The organism is Vibrio penaeicida, from assembly GCF_002933855.1.
Taxonomy (GTDB): domain Bacteria; phylum Pseudomonadota; class Gammaproteobacteria; order Enterobacterales; family Vibrionaceae; genus Vibrio; species Vibrio penaeicida_A.
The window spans coordinates 114014-130146 of sequence record NZ_BFAQ01000013.1; the positions used below are offsets into that span (position 1 = coordinate 114014).

Below are 16133 nucleotides of genomic sequence, written 5' to 3' on the forward strand. Positions count from 1 at the left end.
TACCCTTTGCTAAACAAACGTAAGCGGCTTCATTGACTTCTCTAGTATTTAACTGGACGTTGCTAAATTACTGGACGATTCTGATTTAAAACGCTTCAGGAATATCGCTTTCAATGCGGTTAAATGAGGGAACTCAATCAGCATTCCGATCGTGATGGTCGCGTAAATCAGCGGTTGTTCAGGAATGGCTACCGTTGTTAAACCAAGCATCAGAGGTGCATTTCTTGCTCCGGTGGTGAAGGTGAGCAAACAATGCTCTGTGTACTCTAGCTTTGCAAACTTCGCCGCCAGTTCTCCTAATGCAAATGTCACTATGAAGAACACGAAAATCGCAAGAAGCAATAGAGGAACAATAGACAAGTGTGCCGCTAGCTGGTTGATGTTGGCAGCAAATATCTGGCCAACCAAAAGCATCAACACCAACGGAATCAATGCATTACAGATAGGCAATAATTTATCGATAAAGCGATGCAGAACAAATCGCAAAACAGTGGCAGCGATCAAAGGTTTGATAAACCATTCAAGCAGAACTGTTAAGTCAATTTTGTATTCAATAACTGTATTGAACGCAAGTAGATAGACTGGGAACAAAACAAGCTGGCTCACCATATTGATTGGCAGCAAAGTAGCTCCCAATTCTACGTTACCTTTAGCAAGGCGTGTAAAGCCCAAATACCAGTCGGTGCATGGCGCCATAAAGTAAATGACAAGACCTGTATAAAACAGCGCTTCACCAGACAAGAAAACCGACGCAATACCGAATCCAACTACAGGTATGATGATAAAGTTCATTACCCAAGCTAATCCAATAAAACGAACATTGGTTCCGCCTTTAAAAACACCCTTCAGCGGTACTTCAAACAACAACAGAACCACTAATGCCATAATAGTTGGGTCGATATAGTTGCCTGCAGAACTGCCAAGGCTAGGGGAGGTAAGACCAATTATCGAACCCACTACAATAGCCAATATTAAAAGGCTTGTTGAATGGGTGAATAAGCTGATCGTTTTAGTAACGTGCTTCTTAAACATAAAATCCTCACACTATTAATCAACAGAAACACTGCTGAGTTTCACAACACGTAAAGTCATCCAATAACATTCCTGCCTGCTCGTAGTGATTTAAGACAGACGTGTCCAACCCAAGCTCAGCACCAATAATGCTGCATGGTGTTGCGAATCGACCGCGGAATTTGTATATGAAGCAAAGCAAATTGTTTCCGTGAACCAGTTTGGGACCAGACAAAAATAAGTTGCGATGAAGGGTGGATTCATCAAATTTATTGACGATAGGAAATCCGTCTTCTGCCATGTCAAAGAGATCAGTTACCGGACCGAGGTGGGTATCGAAACCCGTGCAGTTGATGGGTTTTCCCTTACTTATAAGTGTGTCACCTGTGGTTGATATCAGTTCATACTGATCTTCTGAAGCTCGAACTTCCAATACTTTAAATCCCTGCTCAAGTTCGACTAAATCCATGTTTGCCAAAGACGATAAACGCTCGGCTGTATATGGACTCAACACTCTACTTGGGTCGTAGGTATCTTCTTGTTCGCTACCCGAATCAATCAAGGTGACGCGCTTTCCCTTGATTGCCAGATTAAATGCAGCATCTACACCACTTTCATATGTGCCAATTACGGCGTAATGTTCTTCTTTGCAATCACCCCAGGAATCGATCTGGCTGTTATGCAAACAAAGTTCACTGCCTTCAAAGGCATTCAACCGAGGAGTGGCATACTCTCCACCTGCCCATATTAAGTACTGGCATAGGATAGGTTCACCCGATTCCGTTTTTACCAAATAGCGGTCTTCGCTATGAGGAGTTACTTCAACAACCTTAGTATTTTCATTCACCGGTAAGTCGTAATGCTTCGCCACGCTACGCAAGTATTGAGCATAATCTGCACCACTTGGATGTTCTTTGTTTAAACTGAATGCAGGGGAAGTATCCGGCGTGATCGCGTTCAGGTCGGTCTGGTGATAGCCGTTACTGGGAAATGACGGGGTGATCATTCGCATTTCCTTTGGCCATGCTTCAAAGCTACTACCAATGGTATTAGCATCAATGACCAACATGTCTTCGTTTTTGATCTCCATTTGTTTAAGCAGAGCAGCACAGCCTAAACCTGCAGGACCTGCTCCAATGATGACCACATTTATCTTTTTCAAATTACAATCTCATCCTTTGAATATATGTGATGTTATAACATATTATAAACTAATAAAGATGAGAGTAATTATCATTTGTGAAAATGAAATTTATCTTCTGATTATGAGGTTGAAAGTGGGAGGTAACCTATTGATTGGTATGGGCAGCTTGACTGCCTAAACTGAATTCAGGTAGTAGAACGGTTGGATCTTAGTGCGAAGGAATTTGCAAAGTACGAATTTCTAAAGCAATTGTGGACGGTACTGATAAACGAGGTATACGTCTTAAATTGGGCGTTATGAATCGAAATAAAATGACACCTATGGCATAAAGGCTGATGCTCAACTTTGCTAGGAGTGCTAATTGGATTTTACGGAAATTAAAAGTAATGAAGTTCCCCTTCGTCTATTACTAGAAGCAGACCCTTCTGAGAAGAGCATTTCGTCGTACTTGGAAGGATCTTGGTGTTTCGCTGCTGTAGAAAATAGCGAAATAATAGGCGCTTGTGTGGTGAAGTTGAAAAGCCGCGATGTTGCGGAAATCTACAACATCTCCATTACACCTAACTATCAAGGGCGGGGTATCGGTTCAGAGCTTATGCGCTACACGTTGGCTGAATTACGTTTTAAAAATGTCAAAAAAGTAGAACTTGGTACGGGTACATTTGGATACCAACTATCTTATTATCAACGAATGGGCTTCAGAGTCGATTCTGTTGCTAAAGATCATTTCCTGCTTAACTATACAGACCCGATATTTGAAAATGGCATACAGCATAAAGATATGTTGAGGCTGTATTTGAATCTTGAGTAAAACCGACAACATTATCCCACCCATTTTAGTATCTAGATTTACCCAAAAAACATTGAGGAAACATGGAAGTTAGAAGAATTCGTTCAACCGATTTAGAAGGTTTTTTTGCTTTGTGGCAAGGTGTCTTTGATGAGGGTATTTATCTTAGAAGCCCACCGCCTCCAAAAGAAAAGATCTCGTTTGTATTAAATAAAATTGAAGAGAAAAAGATCCCCCAATTTGTTGCTGAAATAGATGGAAAGATTGTTGGAAGTATTGAGGTTTTCCCAGGGACGATGTGCGGGATGGACTCGGATGATGTCGGTTTTTTGGGTGCGCAAGTACACGCCGATTTTAGGCGTCTTGGCATTGGTCGAAAGTTACTTGATGCAGTAATATTAGACAGTAAGCGATTTGGGTACAAAGAATTGAATCTTGAGGTGTACAGCTCGAATCTGCCTGCCCAAAAACTTTACCAAGCCTTTGGGTTTGAATATTCAGGTCAAGCGAATGAAGTCACTCTCCCTTCAGGAAAAACAGAGCAAAGTTCAAAAATGCGCTTAATCATCTGATCAGCGTTTAAGCTTATGTTGATGCTAAATTTGTTTGGATAACCACCTTTATGTACCCTCTTAAATATGGAAAATATTGACCAGTTCACCATCCAGCCTCACAAAGGAAATTATGAAACTAGACCGCTAGAATCATGCCTTTTCTACAGTGGTAGACCACTGGACTTTAACGTTCCTGGCTATGTTATTGAAGAGCAGTATGAATGTGACGGCTATTTTCTGCTTCTTCTTAGCTGGGACTGTGTGTTTGAAGAGGGTTGCGAGGTTGTTGTTATCAGCAAATCGTTTGATTTAGTTGGCAAATGTAGTATCACGCCTTATTACAACAGTTATGTGTTGAGTTCCGTGACTCAATTGGGGTCTGACCTTTACCAATTGACTTTTAATCATTCTGAATATTTCGAACTGACTGTCAATTACCCTAAAAAATGCTGGTATCAACGTACTCTAACACTGAGAAAATCTTAACTTAGAGTAAGAAAATAGGAGAGCGCTATGTTGGAAAAATACGGATTTATCGTTAAAGCAAACAACTACCGCCATACGAAAGATAGCGCAAGGCTCGATACCGAAGGCTTTTCCACACAAGTCGTTTGTGTGAGTAGCGACGAAGAAGCTATTCTCGCCGCTGAAACAATGATAAACCAAGGTATTCAAGTTATAGAGTTGTGTGGGGGATTTGGTCAGGAAAGTGCTGAGTTTGTTATCGCGCAATTAGACACTCAAGTTCCCATTGGTTATGTCACATTTAATAGTAAAGAACAGCAGAAGTTAGCTCGCCTTATTCCCACTTCAAATTAGTAAAGAGAAGCATGAATTCCATTTAAAACCGTTGTGGCGGGCATTGATGATGGTAACCATGGCTCTATTGCTCTGTTCAAAAAACTAGGCTTTCAACAAGAAGAAGATGGCTTCAAACGGGGGCTTTAGATCTGCTATAAAATGGGTTTCCTTGGTTGTACAAGGAAACCGACAAACAAATTTCCGCCGAGAGAATCTCTCCCCGAACGCTAAAAAATACGACCTAATATCTAAACTGCCCAACGATCATTTCTAATCGCCCTGCGGCTTGACTTACCTCTCCACTGTTTTGGACTGACACATTCACAGCTTGCTTAGTATTGTTAGCCAAATCGGCTATGTGAGTGATGTTTCTATCTATATCTGCCGAAACCATGGCTTGTTCTTCCGATGCCGTTGCAATTTGTGAGTTCATATCAAAAATGGCGCTGACTTCCTCGACAATTCGCTGAATAGCTTTAACAGCATTGATGGTTTGCTGATTCGTGTTTCCTGCTTGCGACAAACTTTCTTGCATTAGGTTTACGGTGTTTTTTACGCCAATTGATAAGCCACTGATGGTCTCTTCGATGACTTTTGTGGAATCTGTGGTTCGTTTTGCAAGTTGCCTTACTTCATCGGCGACAACAGCAAAACCTCGTCCATTCTCACCGGCACGGGCTGCTTCAATCGCAGCATTTAACGCGAGCAGATTCGTTTGCTCGGTAATTTCGCTGATCACAGAGACAACGGATTGAATCTCGGTGCTTTGTTGTTCCAGCTGCAGTACCAAATTTTGTGAGTTGGTAATATTGTCGGTGAGCCCTTGAATGCTGTCGCCTGCAATGTGGCTAAGACGCATACTTTCTTCTGCATCCATCTTCACTTTGTGGGCAGTGCTCGCTGCATTTTCAATGTTCGATGCAATCTCATTCGTGGTCATCAGCATCTGGTTAACAGCGGTGGCGATAGAAGAGGATTCTAACTGCTGCTGCTCTGCGTTATCCAAACTCGTATTGGCAGCAACCTGAGAAGATTCGGCAGCGTGAGCAAGTTGTACCGTCACTGCAGCCATTTCGAGGATACTGTCTTGAAGCTTGCCAACAAATTTATCAAACGACTGACTAAGCTGAGCAAGTTCATCTTTCCCGTCATCATTCATGCGCACGGTTAAATCGCCTTCACCTTCCGCGATATTGCGCATCATATTTCTTACGTTAATAAGGCGATTGGATATCTGGAAACTTAACAAGATAAGCAAAGACGAAATAAACAGCCCAATGCCAATACCGAAACTGCGAAGTTTGACTTTGGCTTCACCACGTAACTGATTGACCAGCGCGCCTATCTGTACTTGCATTTTATTCAAGCTGTCTTCCGTTCCGTGCACATTCTTTCGCAGCTCACCACGCATACCGCTATTGTGATCCAACCCCAAAGCTTTACAGGCTTCATAAAGTTCACCAAATGCTTCTCGATAACCGTTTGATGCCAAGCTGAGTGCATCGACCATTGCTGTTGATAATGGCTGAGCTTGAATTTTGCTGTGGAACGTTTGCCAATGCTTCTGAACCTGTTGGAATTGTTCGTGACGTTGCGTTAAGAAAAATCGATTTTGGCTGTCTACCAAGCGTAAGAAATCATTGGAGAGGCTAGGGCGATCCGCTGATATTAGTAGGTTATTGAGCTTTACTTCTTTAGCATTGAGATCCCCAAGCAATCCAGAGGTTTCATCTAGCCCAATATAAGACATCTGCGTAGCCAGTCGATTGAACTGGTTTAGGTACTGCTCCAAAGTACGTTCAATATGGTCGAAATCGGTATTACTTTGGCTCGCGTATTGTGCCAGCTGGCTATCCAAGTTACTCACTCTAGAAAGAAGTGAAGTGTAGCTGGATTCAAATTTTTTAATGTATTTCGGATCTTTACGAGCCAAGAAGTCTTTTTCATGTCGTCGAAGTAAGAGAAGCTCTGTTTCACTTTGTGCATTTTGCTCTGCTGCAAACTGAAGGTTTTCTAGCTCTTGGCTGACGCTGCTTTCATAAGCCGCATAGGCAACAATACAAACCAATAGCGATACAGTGACCGCCAGAAGCTTTGTTTTAATCTTAAATTGCGAAAGTGCACTTGCGCTTTTTGTTTTCAATGGCATACCTAGCTCCTTGACCCAAAAGATGTCATTTACCGTATGCACTCGCACAGGCAAATTCGCTTTCATTGGTTGGACTGACGTTAAATAAAACGATACGGCATGATTCGTTAAATCAAATAAGCGACTGCCGGCTAAGATCAACCGATCTCAAATGTTACAGTTATATTTATTTTTTATGACAGGCAGTACTATTAACAGATAGCATGATATTTATAGAATGCAAGAAGGTGCTTATTAGCACCTTCTTAAATAGGAAGAAAGTTTATTTCCTAGTAGGGGTTTATTGATTTCCTTTTACATCAAACTCCATTTTTTCTGCCCCAGTAAACACCTGAAAACGCAATCCTTTTGCTCGTGCAATAGTCGTAATCCCAAATTTTCTGGCTAAATCTAGCCCCATTTGAGTGACTCCAGAGCGTGATAGCAAAACAGGAATCCCCATTTGAGCCACTTTAATGACCATCTCTGATGTCAGTCGACCGGTTGTATAGAAGATTTTGTCTTCTCCCGACTCCTGATTTAGCCACATTTCCCCAGCTAAGGTATCCACAGCATTATGACGCCCGACATCTTCAACAAAAGAGAGAATGTCTTCTCGTCGGCACACTGCGCAACCATGAACACCGCCTGCTTTTTTATACGTGTCATTGTGATGGGTTAGTGCTTCTAACGAGGCATAAATATCAGACTGTTTGGTCACTACGTTCGGAACTTGGTAGTTTTCTAGCTTTTTCATTACATTGCCGTACATGGTGCCCTGGCCACATCCCGACGTGACTGTTTTCTTCTTTAGCGCTTTTTCTAAGTGATCGGTATTTTCTTTGGTGATCACGGCTGCCGTGCCAGTTTCCCAATCAATAATGACAGACTCAATGGCCGAAGGATCTTCAATAAAACTTTGGTTTTTTAAGTAACCCAAAACCAAAGCTTCAGGGCGCGAGCCTAACGTCATCAAGGTTACGATTTCCTTCCAATTCAGCATCACAGTAATAGGGCGTTCACATGCGATTTCTTTAACCATGCGCTCGCCATACTCATCAAACACCTCAACTTCTTGAGTTGGAGATGGAGTGTTTCCGCTTTTTATTATTTTTGGTTGGTAAGACACAGAGATTCCTTAGCAAAATATTCTTTCTTAAATGATTACAGCAATAACCCTGCCATTTTGTTTTGCCCTAATGTTCGCACATAGCGTTGGCTTAAGAATTGCTTCGATTGCTATGAGTATCAAAGTCTGAGTATAAGATGAGAATTGAAATGTCATTGGAAAAGAATGAAAACCTTTGGACAATTGAATGCCAACTCGAAAGCCATAACGTCGGGGAAGGGCGCTGGGTAACCCAACAATGGGAATGGAAAGGTGTGAACCTAAAGCCAACCAAACCAAGCCCGCTAACTTTGGCATTGGAGCTGTATAAAGATGAGCGAACGGACTATCGCTTTAATCTAAGCTCGGTTCAACCGAAGCTATTCCTCGCTTTAGAAAACCTAGACACTTTAGAACCTGTGAAGCTGACTGCTTCTCAATCAGTCGCTGCCAGTTATCTTGATGGCGATTATTTAGTGCTTTCCATCGAAATGCCGTTGCCGATTCAAGCGTGGATGGAAGCATTCATAGGGCGACATGGTGAACTTTTAGAACAGAAACGTAAAAAACGTAAAGGGGCGGGCAGAGCCAGTGGCAAGTGATTTTTTAAAGCGTTGGTCTCAGCGCAAATTACAAGATGACGAAGAGCAAGCGTCGGTCATAAACCAAGAACATAATACTTCTGGTAGTGAGGTGCTTGTCGCAGACGTTAACGCAGTCGACATCGCCGATGCCAATCTTATTGAAGATACGGATGTTGACGAAAGTAAAACCTCTAAAGAATCATTGTTAGAAGATGACGATCCATCAGGTGAGCCATCTGTAGCAACGCTATTGAGTAAAGGGGCAGAAACCGCTGTTAAGAAAGCCGCACTGAGAAAGCTTTTCCTAAGCGGCGAATTCAGTGAGGTCGATGCGCTGAATGACTACGACCACGACTATTCGAAAGTAGGCAACCTCACCCAAGAAGCCGCTGAAAAGCTAAGAGGTTGGGTGAAAGAAAAGCTCGATGAAACGAATGAAGAAGAGAAAAATCAAGCAATAGCCATGCAAGACAAAGTGTTAAAGGAAAATGAAGACGCAAACTCCGAAGAGCTATCGCCACAATCAGAAGAGCCAAAAACAAAATTAAGTGAACCAAAAATAGAACAAGATGAGCCTCAATCTGAAGAAAACAAACCTAATTCAGGAATGAGCGAGACAAAATATACCACATAGAAAGTAGGTACATTTTGACGCCTTGCTTATAAAACAACCTGCGACAAATTGTCACAACCACCTAACCGCGCGCACAAAATGCAAACTTCAAATTCACCATTCGGTCAATAGATAGCGGTTGGATCGCTAATTGCTTTACTGGTTCTTAAATGAGCGGAATACACGCTCACACATGGAACCAAAAGCAATGTTAAAACAAAAACTTCAAAATGCTTCTAGCGTGAATGGACGAGCTAGAGCAACCGCGTTAACCAACACTGTGGAGCTGACCAACCTAATTCCCCCAACGGTCAGCTACCACAGTGGGGGGCACACACTCGTGATTGGTCCATTTTCAATCCTTTCCGAGATAGAGGCACAGCTCGATTCACTTTCATCTCTTACCCTGCTGTGTACTGAACAAGATGCAGATAGAAGCCAACTGATCAATCCATCTCGCCTATATTTTGGCCAACAACCCCATGTTCACGGCTTTCTCGGTGCCTTTAAGGTTACGGTGAACCACGATGGAAGCAGTGTGAATTTAGCTACCGCAGCTATTGGGCACGACTGCTTCGATATTGTGCTGGATATGACCCTTAACGGGATTATGAGTGAAGAAGTGCCTGTACCCGGTTATTTCCCATGTGGACGTGGATACCCAACATTACCTGAAGCTTTAGAATCCATACCGGATCTTATGGGCACGTTTGATAAGCCTAAGTATTTCCGTTTAGATACCGACAAATGCGCCCACAGCTCGCGCGGTATTAAAGGGTGTGACCGCTGTGTAGACGCCTGCCCAGCAGGTGCACTTACGAGCGATGGCAATGACCAAATTGGGCATAAGATTCAGATAAACCCTTACCTATGCCAAGGCGTTGGAACTTGTGCAACAGCCTGTCCAACGGAAGCGATCCACTACGCCATTCCCGAACCTGTTCAAACCCAATCGTTCGTTGAAAAGCTGCTAGCCAATTATAAAGAGGCAGGTGGGGAGAACCCCATCATTTTGTTTTGTAACAGTCGACACGAAAGTTACAACGCGATGGCGTTAGATTCACTACCAGAAAACGTTATACCCGTTGAACTAGAGGAACTGCCTTCAGTAGGAATGGATACGTGGTTCGCAGCATTAGTCAATGGCGCATGTCAGGTGATGTTTGCTGCCAGTAAAAAAATGCCTCCGACCATTCTAAGAGTGTTAGGGCAAGAAGTAGATACCGCCCAAACACTGCTTAGCCAAATGAACTTAGATCCTTCTCGTATTCGAATTTTATATTTAGAAGAGCTGAAAGGCGGTGAGCCCGTTTTGCGAGATTCTCATCAAATGCCTTCTCTTTTAAGTACACCAGTTGGTGTATTAAACGGTTCGAAAAGAGAGCGCCTTTACTTAGCACTCGATTCACTAGCGGCTAACCACATTCCTGTTCAAACCATTACCAACATTCCGACCAGTGCGCCTTTTGGCAATGTAAGTTGTGTCGGTAAAGATTGCACTTTATGTATGGGCTGCGTTGCGGTGTGTCCAACAGGAGCGCTTCATAATGACGGTGTTTCACCACAACTTAACTTTGTAGAACAAGATTGCATTCAATGCGGCATGTGTGAAAAAGCTTGCCCAGAAAGCGCGTTAACACTGACACCAAGGTTTAACTGGGACGCAGCGCAGCGCAAACAGGTTCAAGTTATTCATCAAGAAAAAGCGGCGGAATGTTTACGATGCGGTAAACCATTTGCACCTCAGTCTATGATCGACATGCTTCAGAACAAGTTACGCGGTCACTCTCATTTCTCTGACGAAGTAGCCATCAACAGGATTGCAATGTGCGAGGACTGCCGTGTCGTCGATATGTTTAATAGCTTGGCTGACCAGCCAGAAAAGCAGCTCAATGTGTAAGGGAAGCGAATGAACGACACTCAACCATCCGTCCAATCACAAACATCAGTCCATCCACAAGAATCAGCGCATTCTCAAACCTCAATACGTTCTGATATCTATGCGTTGCTTGCAACCGTATTTCGTGCCGCACCCAGCCAAGATGTTCTGAATTGGATAAAAGAGCTCGAAGTCAGCGAGCATGCTGATAGCCAAATGGCGACAGCATGGAACAACTTAAGAAACACGGCTGGTTTGTATACCCACGAAGATATTCAACAGGAATACCAAGATCTGTTTATTGGAATCGGGCGAGGTGAAGTGATGCCTTTTGCGTCGTGGCACTTAACCGGTTCTTTAATGGAAAAACCACTTGCAGCGATTCGGCAAGATCTCATGCGAATGGGGTTTACTCGAAACGACGAGACGAAAGAACCGGAAGACCATTTTGCTGCACTGTGCGAAGTCATGTCTTTACTGGACTCTGAGACGGAGCAAAACGCATTTTTTAACCGCCATATTCAACCTTGGTTTGAATCATTAGCTAGGCAAATTCGGGAAGCAGAAAGTGCCCGTTTTTACGCCGCTATGGCAACCGTATTACACCAATTCTTGCTTATCGAGCAGGTTCGCTTTGCGCGAGTACCTGTCCGAGAAGCCTAGATGATAACTAGAGATGCAGAGCATCCACTCAATGGGCACTGAATCATGGAGCACCCTATGAAAGATAAACAAGCCATCGATACACGCCGCCGAGATCTGCTTAAGGGATTAAGCACGGCAGCAGTAGCCGGCACGCTTGCCGCAGGGACATCTACGGCCGCTTCAGCAACCGAAGCTAAGCCAGAGGTGGAAGAGACAACCACTGGATATAAAGAAACTCAACATATCCGTGATTACTACGACACCCTATAAGGAGCAATGGAATGAAACTTACCAAGCGTTCCGATAGCGTTAACAAGGAAGAAAGCCAAATCGGATTGAGCCGTCGTTCTTTTATGAAGAATTCAACACTGGCAGCAGGGGGAGCCGCCGTCGGCGCTTCTATGTTTGCACCGGGGATGATGCGCAAGGCAAACGCAAAAAGCGTCGCCTCTACGGTACCCACCGAAATTAAGCGCACCATCTGTTCACACTGTTCTGTAGGCTGCGGTATATACGCCGAAGTGCAAAATGGCGTGTGGACAGGGCAAGAGCCTGCGTTCGACCACCCATTTAATGCGGGTGGGCACTGCGCTAAAGGGGCTGCTCTGCGTGAACACGGGCATGGGGAAAGACGCCTAAAATACCCAATGAAGTTGGAAGGCGGCAAATGGAAACAAATGAGCTGGGAAGATGCCATCGAAGAAATCGGCAACAAAACGCTCGAAATTCGCAAGGAGTCAGGTCCTGATTCTGTTTACTTCCTAGGCAGTGCCAAACACAGTAACGAACAAGCTTACATGTTCCGTAAAATGGCCTCTTTGTGGGGAACCAATAACGTCGATCACCAAGCGCGTATTTGTCACTCCACCACGGTAGCTGGTGTAGCGAACACTTGGGGTTACGGTGCGATGACCAACTCCTTTAACGACATGCATAACTGCAAGTCCATGTTGTTTATTGGCTCTAACCCAGCGGAAGCGCATCCCGTTGCGATGCAGCATATTCTCATCGCAAAAGAAAAGAACAACTGCAAGATCGTGGTAGCGGATCCTCGCCGTACGCGCACCGCGGCTAAATCCGATCATTATGTATCCCTGCGTCCCGGCTCCGATGTTGCGTTCATTTGGGGCATTTTATGGCATGTATTCAAAAACAACTGGGAAGACAAAGAGTTCATTCGCCAGCGTGTTTTCGGCATGGACGAAATCAAGAAAGAAGTCGCTCGCTGGACACCAGAAGAAGTAGAGCGTGTTGCTGGCGTAAGTGAAAAAGAAGTCTACAAAACAGCCAAGCTCCTTTCAGAGAATAGACCCGGATGCGTTGTATGGTGTATGGGTGGAACTCAGCACACCACAGGTAATAACAACACTCGTGCTTACTGCGTGCTTGAATTGGCGCTGGGCAACATAGGTAAGAGTGGCGGCGGAGCGAATATATTCCGCGGTCACGATAACGTACAAGGCGCGACAGACTTGGGCGTGCTTTCTCATACTCTACCCGGTTACTACGGGCTGTCTAACGGCGCTTGGAAGCATTGGTCAAAAGTATGGGATGTGGATTACGAGTGGGTACAAAAACGCTTCGACCAAGACGAATACCGCGGCAAAAAGCCAATGAACAACATGGGTATCCCTGTTTCTCGTTGGATTGATGGCGTGTTAGAAAACAAAGACGCTATCGAACAGAAAGACAACATTCGCGCCATGTTCTATTGGGGACACGCCGTAAACTCCCAAACTCGTGGTGTTGAAATGAAGAAAGCGATGGAACAGTTGGACATGATGGTGATTGTCGATCCATACCCAACCGTTGCTGCTGTAATGAATGATCGTAAAGACGGTATCTACTTGTTGCCTGCCACCACACAATTCGAAACCTATGGCAGCGTGACCGCGTCTAACCGATCCTTGCAATGGCGAGACAAAGTGGTCGAGCCTTTGTTTGAATCGAAACCCGATCACGAAATCATGTATCTGCTCTCTAAAAAGTTGGGCTTTTCTGATCAGCTGTTCAAAAACATCAAAGTGAATAAGAACGAACCTTTGGTGGAAGACATTACCCGCGAGATCAACCGCGGTATGTGGACGATAGGCTATACAGGGCAAAGTCCAGAGCGTTTGAAAGATCACCAGAAAAACTGGCACACCTTCCATAAAACATCGCTAGAAGCAGAAGGAGGTCCCGCTCATGGTGAAACCTACGGGCTGCCTTGGCCTTGTTGGGGTACACCAGAAATGAAACACCCTGGAACTCACATTCTTTACAACACATCCAAACCCGTGGCTGAAGGTGGCGGTAATTTCCGTGCTCGATTTGGAGTGGAATTTGAGGGCAAAAACCTGCTCGCGGAAGACAGCTACTCGAAAGGTTGTGAACTGGAAGATGGTTTCCCAGAATTTAGTGACAAGCTACTGAAATCTCTAGGCTGGTGGAATGATCTTACCGAAGCGGAGAAAGCCGCAGCGGAAGGAAAAAACTGGAAAACCGATCTTTCTGGTGGCATTCAAAGAGTCGCCATAAGCCATGGGTGTATTCCTTTTGGTAACGCGAAGGCACGCGCCGTCGTTTGGACTTTCCCTGATAGAGTGCCACTGCACAGAGAACCCCTTTACACGCCACGCCGTGATTTGGTTGCCGACTACCCAACGTGGGACGACAAAGAATCCATCTATCGCTTGCCGACGATGTACAAATCCATTCAGGACCAAGATAAATCCGCTGAGTACCCAATCATCCTTACGTCTGGGCGTTTGGTTGAATACGAAGGAGGGGGCGAGGAAACACGTTCAAACCCTTGGCTAGCTGAACTTCAACAAGAAATGTTTGTTGAGGTGAATCCGAAAGACGCGAACGACTTAGGGTTCAGAGACGGCGATATGGTCTGGGTAGAAGGTGCCGAGAAAGGAAGAATCCACGTGAAAGCCATGGTGACGCGCAGAGTGAAGCCGGGTATGGCGTTTGTTCCTTTCCACTTTGGTGGCAAGTTCCAGGGTAAAGACTTACGTGATAAGTACCCTGAAGGCACGGATCCATATGTAATTGGTGAAGCAGCGAATACCGCCACCACCTACGGTTATGATCCCGTTACTCAAATGCAGGAGAGTAAAGTGACTCTCTGCAACATCAGTAAAGCGTAAGGAGTCATAAAATGGCTAAGATGAAATTCCTATGTGACACCAAGCGTTGTATTGAATGTAATGGTTGTGTCACCGCCTGCAAAAATGAAAACGATGATGCCCTTGAATGGGGCATTCAACGCCGCCGTGTTGTCACATTGAACGATGGGCAATCCGGTGAAAACTCCATTTCTGTCGCGTGCATGCACTGTACTGATGCACCTTGTATGGCTGTGTGCCCTACAGATTGTTTCAGCCAAACTGAAGATGGCATTGTGCTACACAATAAAGATCTTTGTATTGGTTGCGGCTACTGTCTGTTTGCCTGCCCGTTTGGTGCACCACAATTCCCTAGCACGTCGGCATTTGGCGAGCGCGGGAAAATGGACAAATGTACCTTCTGTGCTGGCGGTCCTGAGACAGAAAATGGCTCAACGGAGGAGCGCGCAAAATACGGTGCAAACCGCGTTGCTGAAGGGAAATTACCAATGTGTGCAGAGCTTTGCTCGACGAAAGCCTTGTTGGCTGGTGACGCGAATACCGTTTCGGACATTTTCCGTCAGCGAATGGTAGAACGCGGCGGAAGAGGCGCGGGCTGGACTAATGGTGAAGACTTAGCATTCGACGCGACCAAAAGTTAGAGAGGCATAATGTTACATCGCATATTGATCGCTACTTTTGCGCTGTTTCTGGCGTTCGTCAGCAAACCTATTTTTGCTGACGAATCCGCCAACGCGGAAAAAGAAATTGCCCAATTAGCAGGTGCCGATTACTGGCGACAAGTTAAAGATGGCGAAGAAGGGTACACCACGTCCAAGGGATTGGAGCACGGTATGCTCATAAACACAACTGGGCAACTGTGGCGTGAAATCAGAAATAAATGGATAACCCCCATTGGCGGCTACATGATCTTAGGTGCGTTTGGTGCACTGCTGGCATTTTATCTCTGGGCGGGGCAAATCAAACTGTCTAAGGAACGGACTGGCAACAAAGTACTGCGCTGGACACCTTTTGAGCGTGCGCTCCATTGGTATACCGCTTCATTGTTTCTCATTTTGGCGTTATCTGGGCTTATGCTGATGTATGGAAAGTACATTATGATGCCCGTTGTATCGTCTAGCGTTTGGGGATTTATCATTAGTGCGGCGAAAATCTCGCACAACTATTTAGGGCCACTATTTGTGTTTGGTTTGGTTGGCATGCTCATCAAATGGATGAAAAACAACTTCTTCAACAAAGTCGATCTTGAATGGTTTAAACAAGGTGGAGGCATTCTACCTAATGGTAAGCACCCTGAGGCAGATTTTTGTAACGGCGGTGAAAAGATATGGTTTTGGTTGCTCGTCACGGCAGGTGTGACCGTCTGTGTAACAGGGTTAATCATGGATTTCCCAATGTTCAACCAAACTCGCGAACTCATGCAGATCGTTAATGTGCTTCACGCTATATCGTCTCTAGGGCTGATAGCCGCTTCATTAGGGCATATTTACATCGGTACTGTCGGGACAGAAGGCGCACTAGAAGGCATGAAAACAGGCTATGTAGATGAAACATGGGCAAAACAGCACCACAACATCTGGTATAAAAAGGTGAAGAAGCAAGAAGGTGAAAGCTAATATTTAGCTTGCGCGTTCTCATTTAAAAAAACGGTCCAATATTAGGACCGTTTTCGTTTATTTAGGGTAAACGATTCTTTTTGATTCAACTTGTTCGAATTTTTCTACTGTAAGCGAATTTGTATGGAAAGAGAGAGCCCATGT

At 44.6% G+C, this 16133-nt stretch carries 16 protein-coding genes; 12 read left to right on the top strand and 4 right to left on the bottom strand.

Annotated elements, in window-relative coordinates:
- Window positions 1-48: 48 nt before the first annotated feature.
- Both VPNCDNU1_RS07200 and VPNCDNU1_RS07205 read right to left on the bottom strand, forming a co-directional pair.
- Window positions 49-1032 (bottom strand): arsenic resistance protein, encoded by a 984-nt coding sequence (locus VPNCDNU1_RS07200; protein ID WP_201797114.1) that lies wholly within the window; start codon window positions 1030-1032, stop codon window positions 49-51.
- 19 nt (window positions 1033-1051) lie between these two features.
- Complete coding sequence (locus VPNCDNU1_RS07205; RefSeq protein ID WP_237324101.1) at window positions 1052-2173, bottom strand: NAD(P)/FAD-dependent oxidoreductase; 1122 nt, start codon at window positions 2171-2173, stop codon at window positions 1052-1054.
- Window positions 2174-2516: 343 nt separating this feature from the next.
- Here VPNCDNU1_RS07205 and VPNCDNU1_RS07215 point away from each other — a divergent pair, with 343 nt between their 5' ends.
- The 4 genes from VPNCDNU1_RS07215 to VPNCDNU1_RS07230 all read left to right on the top strand — a co-directional run bounded on the left by VPNCDNU1_RS07215 (window position 2517) and on the right by VPNCDNU1_RS07230 (window position 4318).
- A complete protein-coding gene (locus VPNCDNU1_RS07215) occupies window positions 2517-2966 on the top strand; it encodes a GNAT family N-acetyltransferase (protein WP_104399752.1) in 450 nt (149 codons plus the stop codon).
- 62 nt (window positions 2967-3028) lie between these two features.
- Window positions 3029-3517 (top strand): GNAT family N-acetyltransferase, encoded by a 489-nt coding sequence (locus VPNCDNU1_RS07220; protein WP_104399753.1) that lies wholly within the window; start codon window positions 3029-3031, stop codon window positions 3515-3517.
- A 66-nt stretch (window positions 3518-3583) separates the two neighbouring features.
- On the top strand, window positions 3584-3985 hold the full coding sequence (locus VPNCDNU1_RS07225) for a hypothetical protein (RefSeq protein WP_104399754.1): 402 nt from the start codon (window positions 3584-3586) through the stop codon (window positions 3983-3985).
- A gap of 27 nt (window positions 3986-4012) precedes the next feature.
- Window positions 4013-4318: a DUF6506 family protein gene (locus VPNCDNU1_RS07230; RefSeq protein ID WP_104399755.1), complete on the top strand. Its 306-nt coding sequence runs from the start codon at window positions 4013-4015 to the stop codon at window positions 4316-4318.
- A 223-nt stretch (window positions 4319-4541) separates the two neighbouring features.
- On the opposite strand, the gene VPNCDNU1_RS28795 is transcribed toward VPNCDNU1_RS07230, so the two are convergent.
- Together VPNCDNU1_RS28795 and VPNCDNU1_RS07240 are read right to left on the bottom strand one after the other, a co-directional pair.
- Entirely contained in the window at window positions 4542-6449 is a 1908-nt protein-coding gene (locus VPNCDNU1_RS28795) for a methyl-accepting chemotaxis protein (protein WP_167404745.1), read from the bottom strand.
- A gap of 280 nt (window positions 6450-6729) precedes the next feature.
- On the bottom strand, window positions 6730-7557 hold the full coding sequence (locus VPNCDNU1_RS07240; protein WP_174715130.1) for a formate dehydrogenase accessory sulfurtransferase FdhD: 828 nt from the start codon (window positions 7555-7557) through the stop codon (window positions 6730-6732).
- Between the two features lie 149 nt (window positions 7558-7706).
- Here VPNCDNU1_RS07240 and VPNCDNU1_RS07245 point away from each other — a divergent pair, with 149 nt between their 5' ends.
- The 8 genes from VPNCDNU1_RS07245 (at window position 7707) to VPNCDNU1_RS07280 (ending at window position 15989) form a co-directional block, all read left to right on the top strand.
- On the top strand, window positions 7707-8138 hold the full coding sequence (locus VPNCDNU1_RS07245) for a DUF3305 domain-containing protein (protein WP_104399862.1): 432 nt from the start codon (window positions 7707-7709) through the stop codon (window positions 8136-8138).
- Window positions 8128-8754, top strand: a complete 627-nt coding sequence (locus tag VPNCDNU1_RS07250; protein WP_104399757.1) for a DUF3306 domain-containing protein — start codon at window positions 8128-8130, stop codon at window positions 8752-8754. Before VPNCDNU1_RS07245 ends, VPNCDNU1_RS07250 begins: the two co-directional genes overlap by 11 nt.
- 187 nt (window positions 8755-8941) lie before the next feature.
- Window positions 8942-10633: a 4Fe-4S dicluster domain-containing protein gene (locus VPNCDNU1_RS07255; RefSeq protein WP_104399863.1), complete on the top strand. Its 1692-nt coding sequence runs from the start codon at window positions 8942-8944 to the stop codon at window positions 10631-10633.
- A gap of 9 nt (window positions 10634-10642) precedes the next feature.
- The gene (locus tag VPNCDNU1_RS07260; RefSeq protein WP_104399758.1) at window positions 10643-11275 is read left to right on the top strand and encodes a TorD/DmsD family molecular chaperone; all 633 of its coding nucleotides are present in this window, start codon (window positions 10643-10645) and stop codon (window positions 11273-11275) included.
- 57 nt (window positions 11276-11332) lie between these two features.
- On the top strand, window positions 11333-11527 hold the full coding sequence (locus VPNCDNU1_RS07265; protein WP_104399759.1) for a twin-arginine translocation signal domain-containing protein: 195 nt from the start codon (window positions 11333-11335) through the stop codon (window positions 11525-11527).
- An 11-nt stretch (window positions 11528-11538) separates the two neighbouring features.
- Window positions 11539-14394: a formate dehydrogenase subunit alpha gene (locus tag VPNCDNU1_RS07270; RefSeq protein ID WP_104399760.1), complete on the top strand. Its 2856-nt coding sequence runs from the start codon at window positions 11539-11541 to the stop codon at window positions 14392-14394.
- An 11-nt stretch (window positions 14395-14405) separates the two neighbouring features.
- Window positions 14406-15014 (top strand): formate dehydrogenase FDH3 subunit beta, encoded by a 609-nt coding sequence (gene fdh3B / locus VPNCDNU1_RS07275; RefSeq protein WP_101113830.1) that lies wholly within the window; start codon window positions 14406-14408, stop codon window positions 15012-15014.
- Between the two features lie 9 nt (window positions 15015-15023).
- On the top strand, window positions 15024-15989 hold the full coding sequence (locus tag VPNCDNU1_RS07280) for a formate dehydrogenase subunit gamma (protein WP_104399761.1): 966 nt from the start codon (window positions 15024-15026) through the stop codon (window positions 15987-15989).
- Window positions 15990-16133: the final 144 nt, after the last annotated feature.

Bases quoted from the DNA above. Each gene is read 5' to 3' on its own strand.
- VPNCDNU1_RS07200 (WP_201797114.1), bottom strand. From the start codon at position 1,032: ATGTTTAAGAAGCACGTTACTAAAACGATCAGCTTATTCACCCATTCA.
- VPNCDNU1_RS07220 (WP_104399753.1), top strand. From the start codon at position 3,029: ATGGAAGTTAGAAGAATTCGTTCAACCGATTTAGAAGGTTTTTTTGCT.
- VPNCDNU1_RS07225 (WP_104399754.1), top strand. From the start codon at position 3,584: ATGGAAAATATTGACCAGTTCACCATCCAGCCTCACAAAGGAAATTAT.
- VPNCDNU1_RS07230 (WP_104399755.1), top strand. From the start codon at position 4,013: ATGTTGGAAAAATACGGATTTATCGTTAAAGCAAACAACTACCGCCAT.
- VPNCDNU1_RS28795 (WP_167404745.1), bottom strand. From the start codon at position 6,449: ATGCCATTGAAAACAAAAAGCGCAAGTGCACTTTCGCAATTTAAGATT.
- VPNCDNU1_RS07245 (WP_104399862.1), top strand. From the start codon at position 7,707: ATGTCATTGGAAAAGAATGAAAACCTTTGGACAATTGAATGCCAACTC.
- VPNCDNU1_RS07255 (WP_104399863.1), top strand. From the start codon at position 8,942: ATGTTAAAACAAAAACTTCAAAATGCTTCTAGCGTGAATGGACGAGCT.
- VPNCDNU1_RS07260 (WP_104399758.1), top strand. From the start codon at position 10,643: ATGAACGACACTCAACCATCCGTCCAATCACAAACATCAGTCCATCCA.
- VPNCDNU1_RS07265 (WP_104399759.1), top strand. From the start codon at position 11,333: ATGAAAGATAAACAAGCCATCGATACACGCCGCCGAGATCTGCTTAAG.
- VPNCDNU1_RS07270 (WP_104399760.1), top strand. From the start codon at position 11,539: ATGAAACTTACCAAGCGTTCCGATAGCGTTAACAAGGAAGAAAGCCAA.
- fdh3B (WP_101113830.1), top strand. From the start codon at position 14,406: ATGGCTAAGATGAAATTCCTATGTGACACCAAGCGTTGTATTGAATGT.
- VPNCDNU1_RS07280 (WP_104399761.1), top strand. From the start codon at position 15,024: ATGTTACATCGCATATTGATCGCTACTTTTGCGCTGTTTCTGGCGTTC.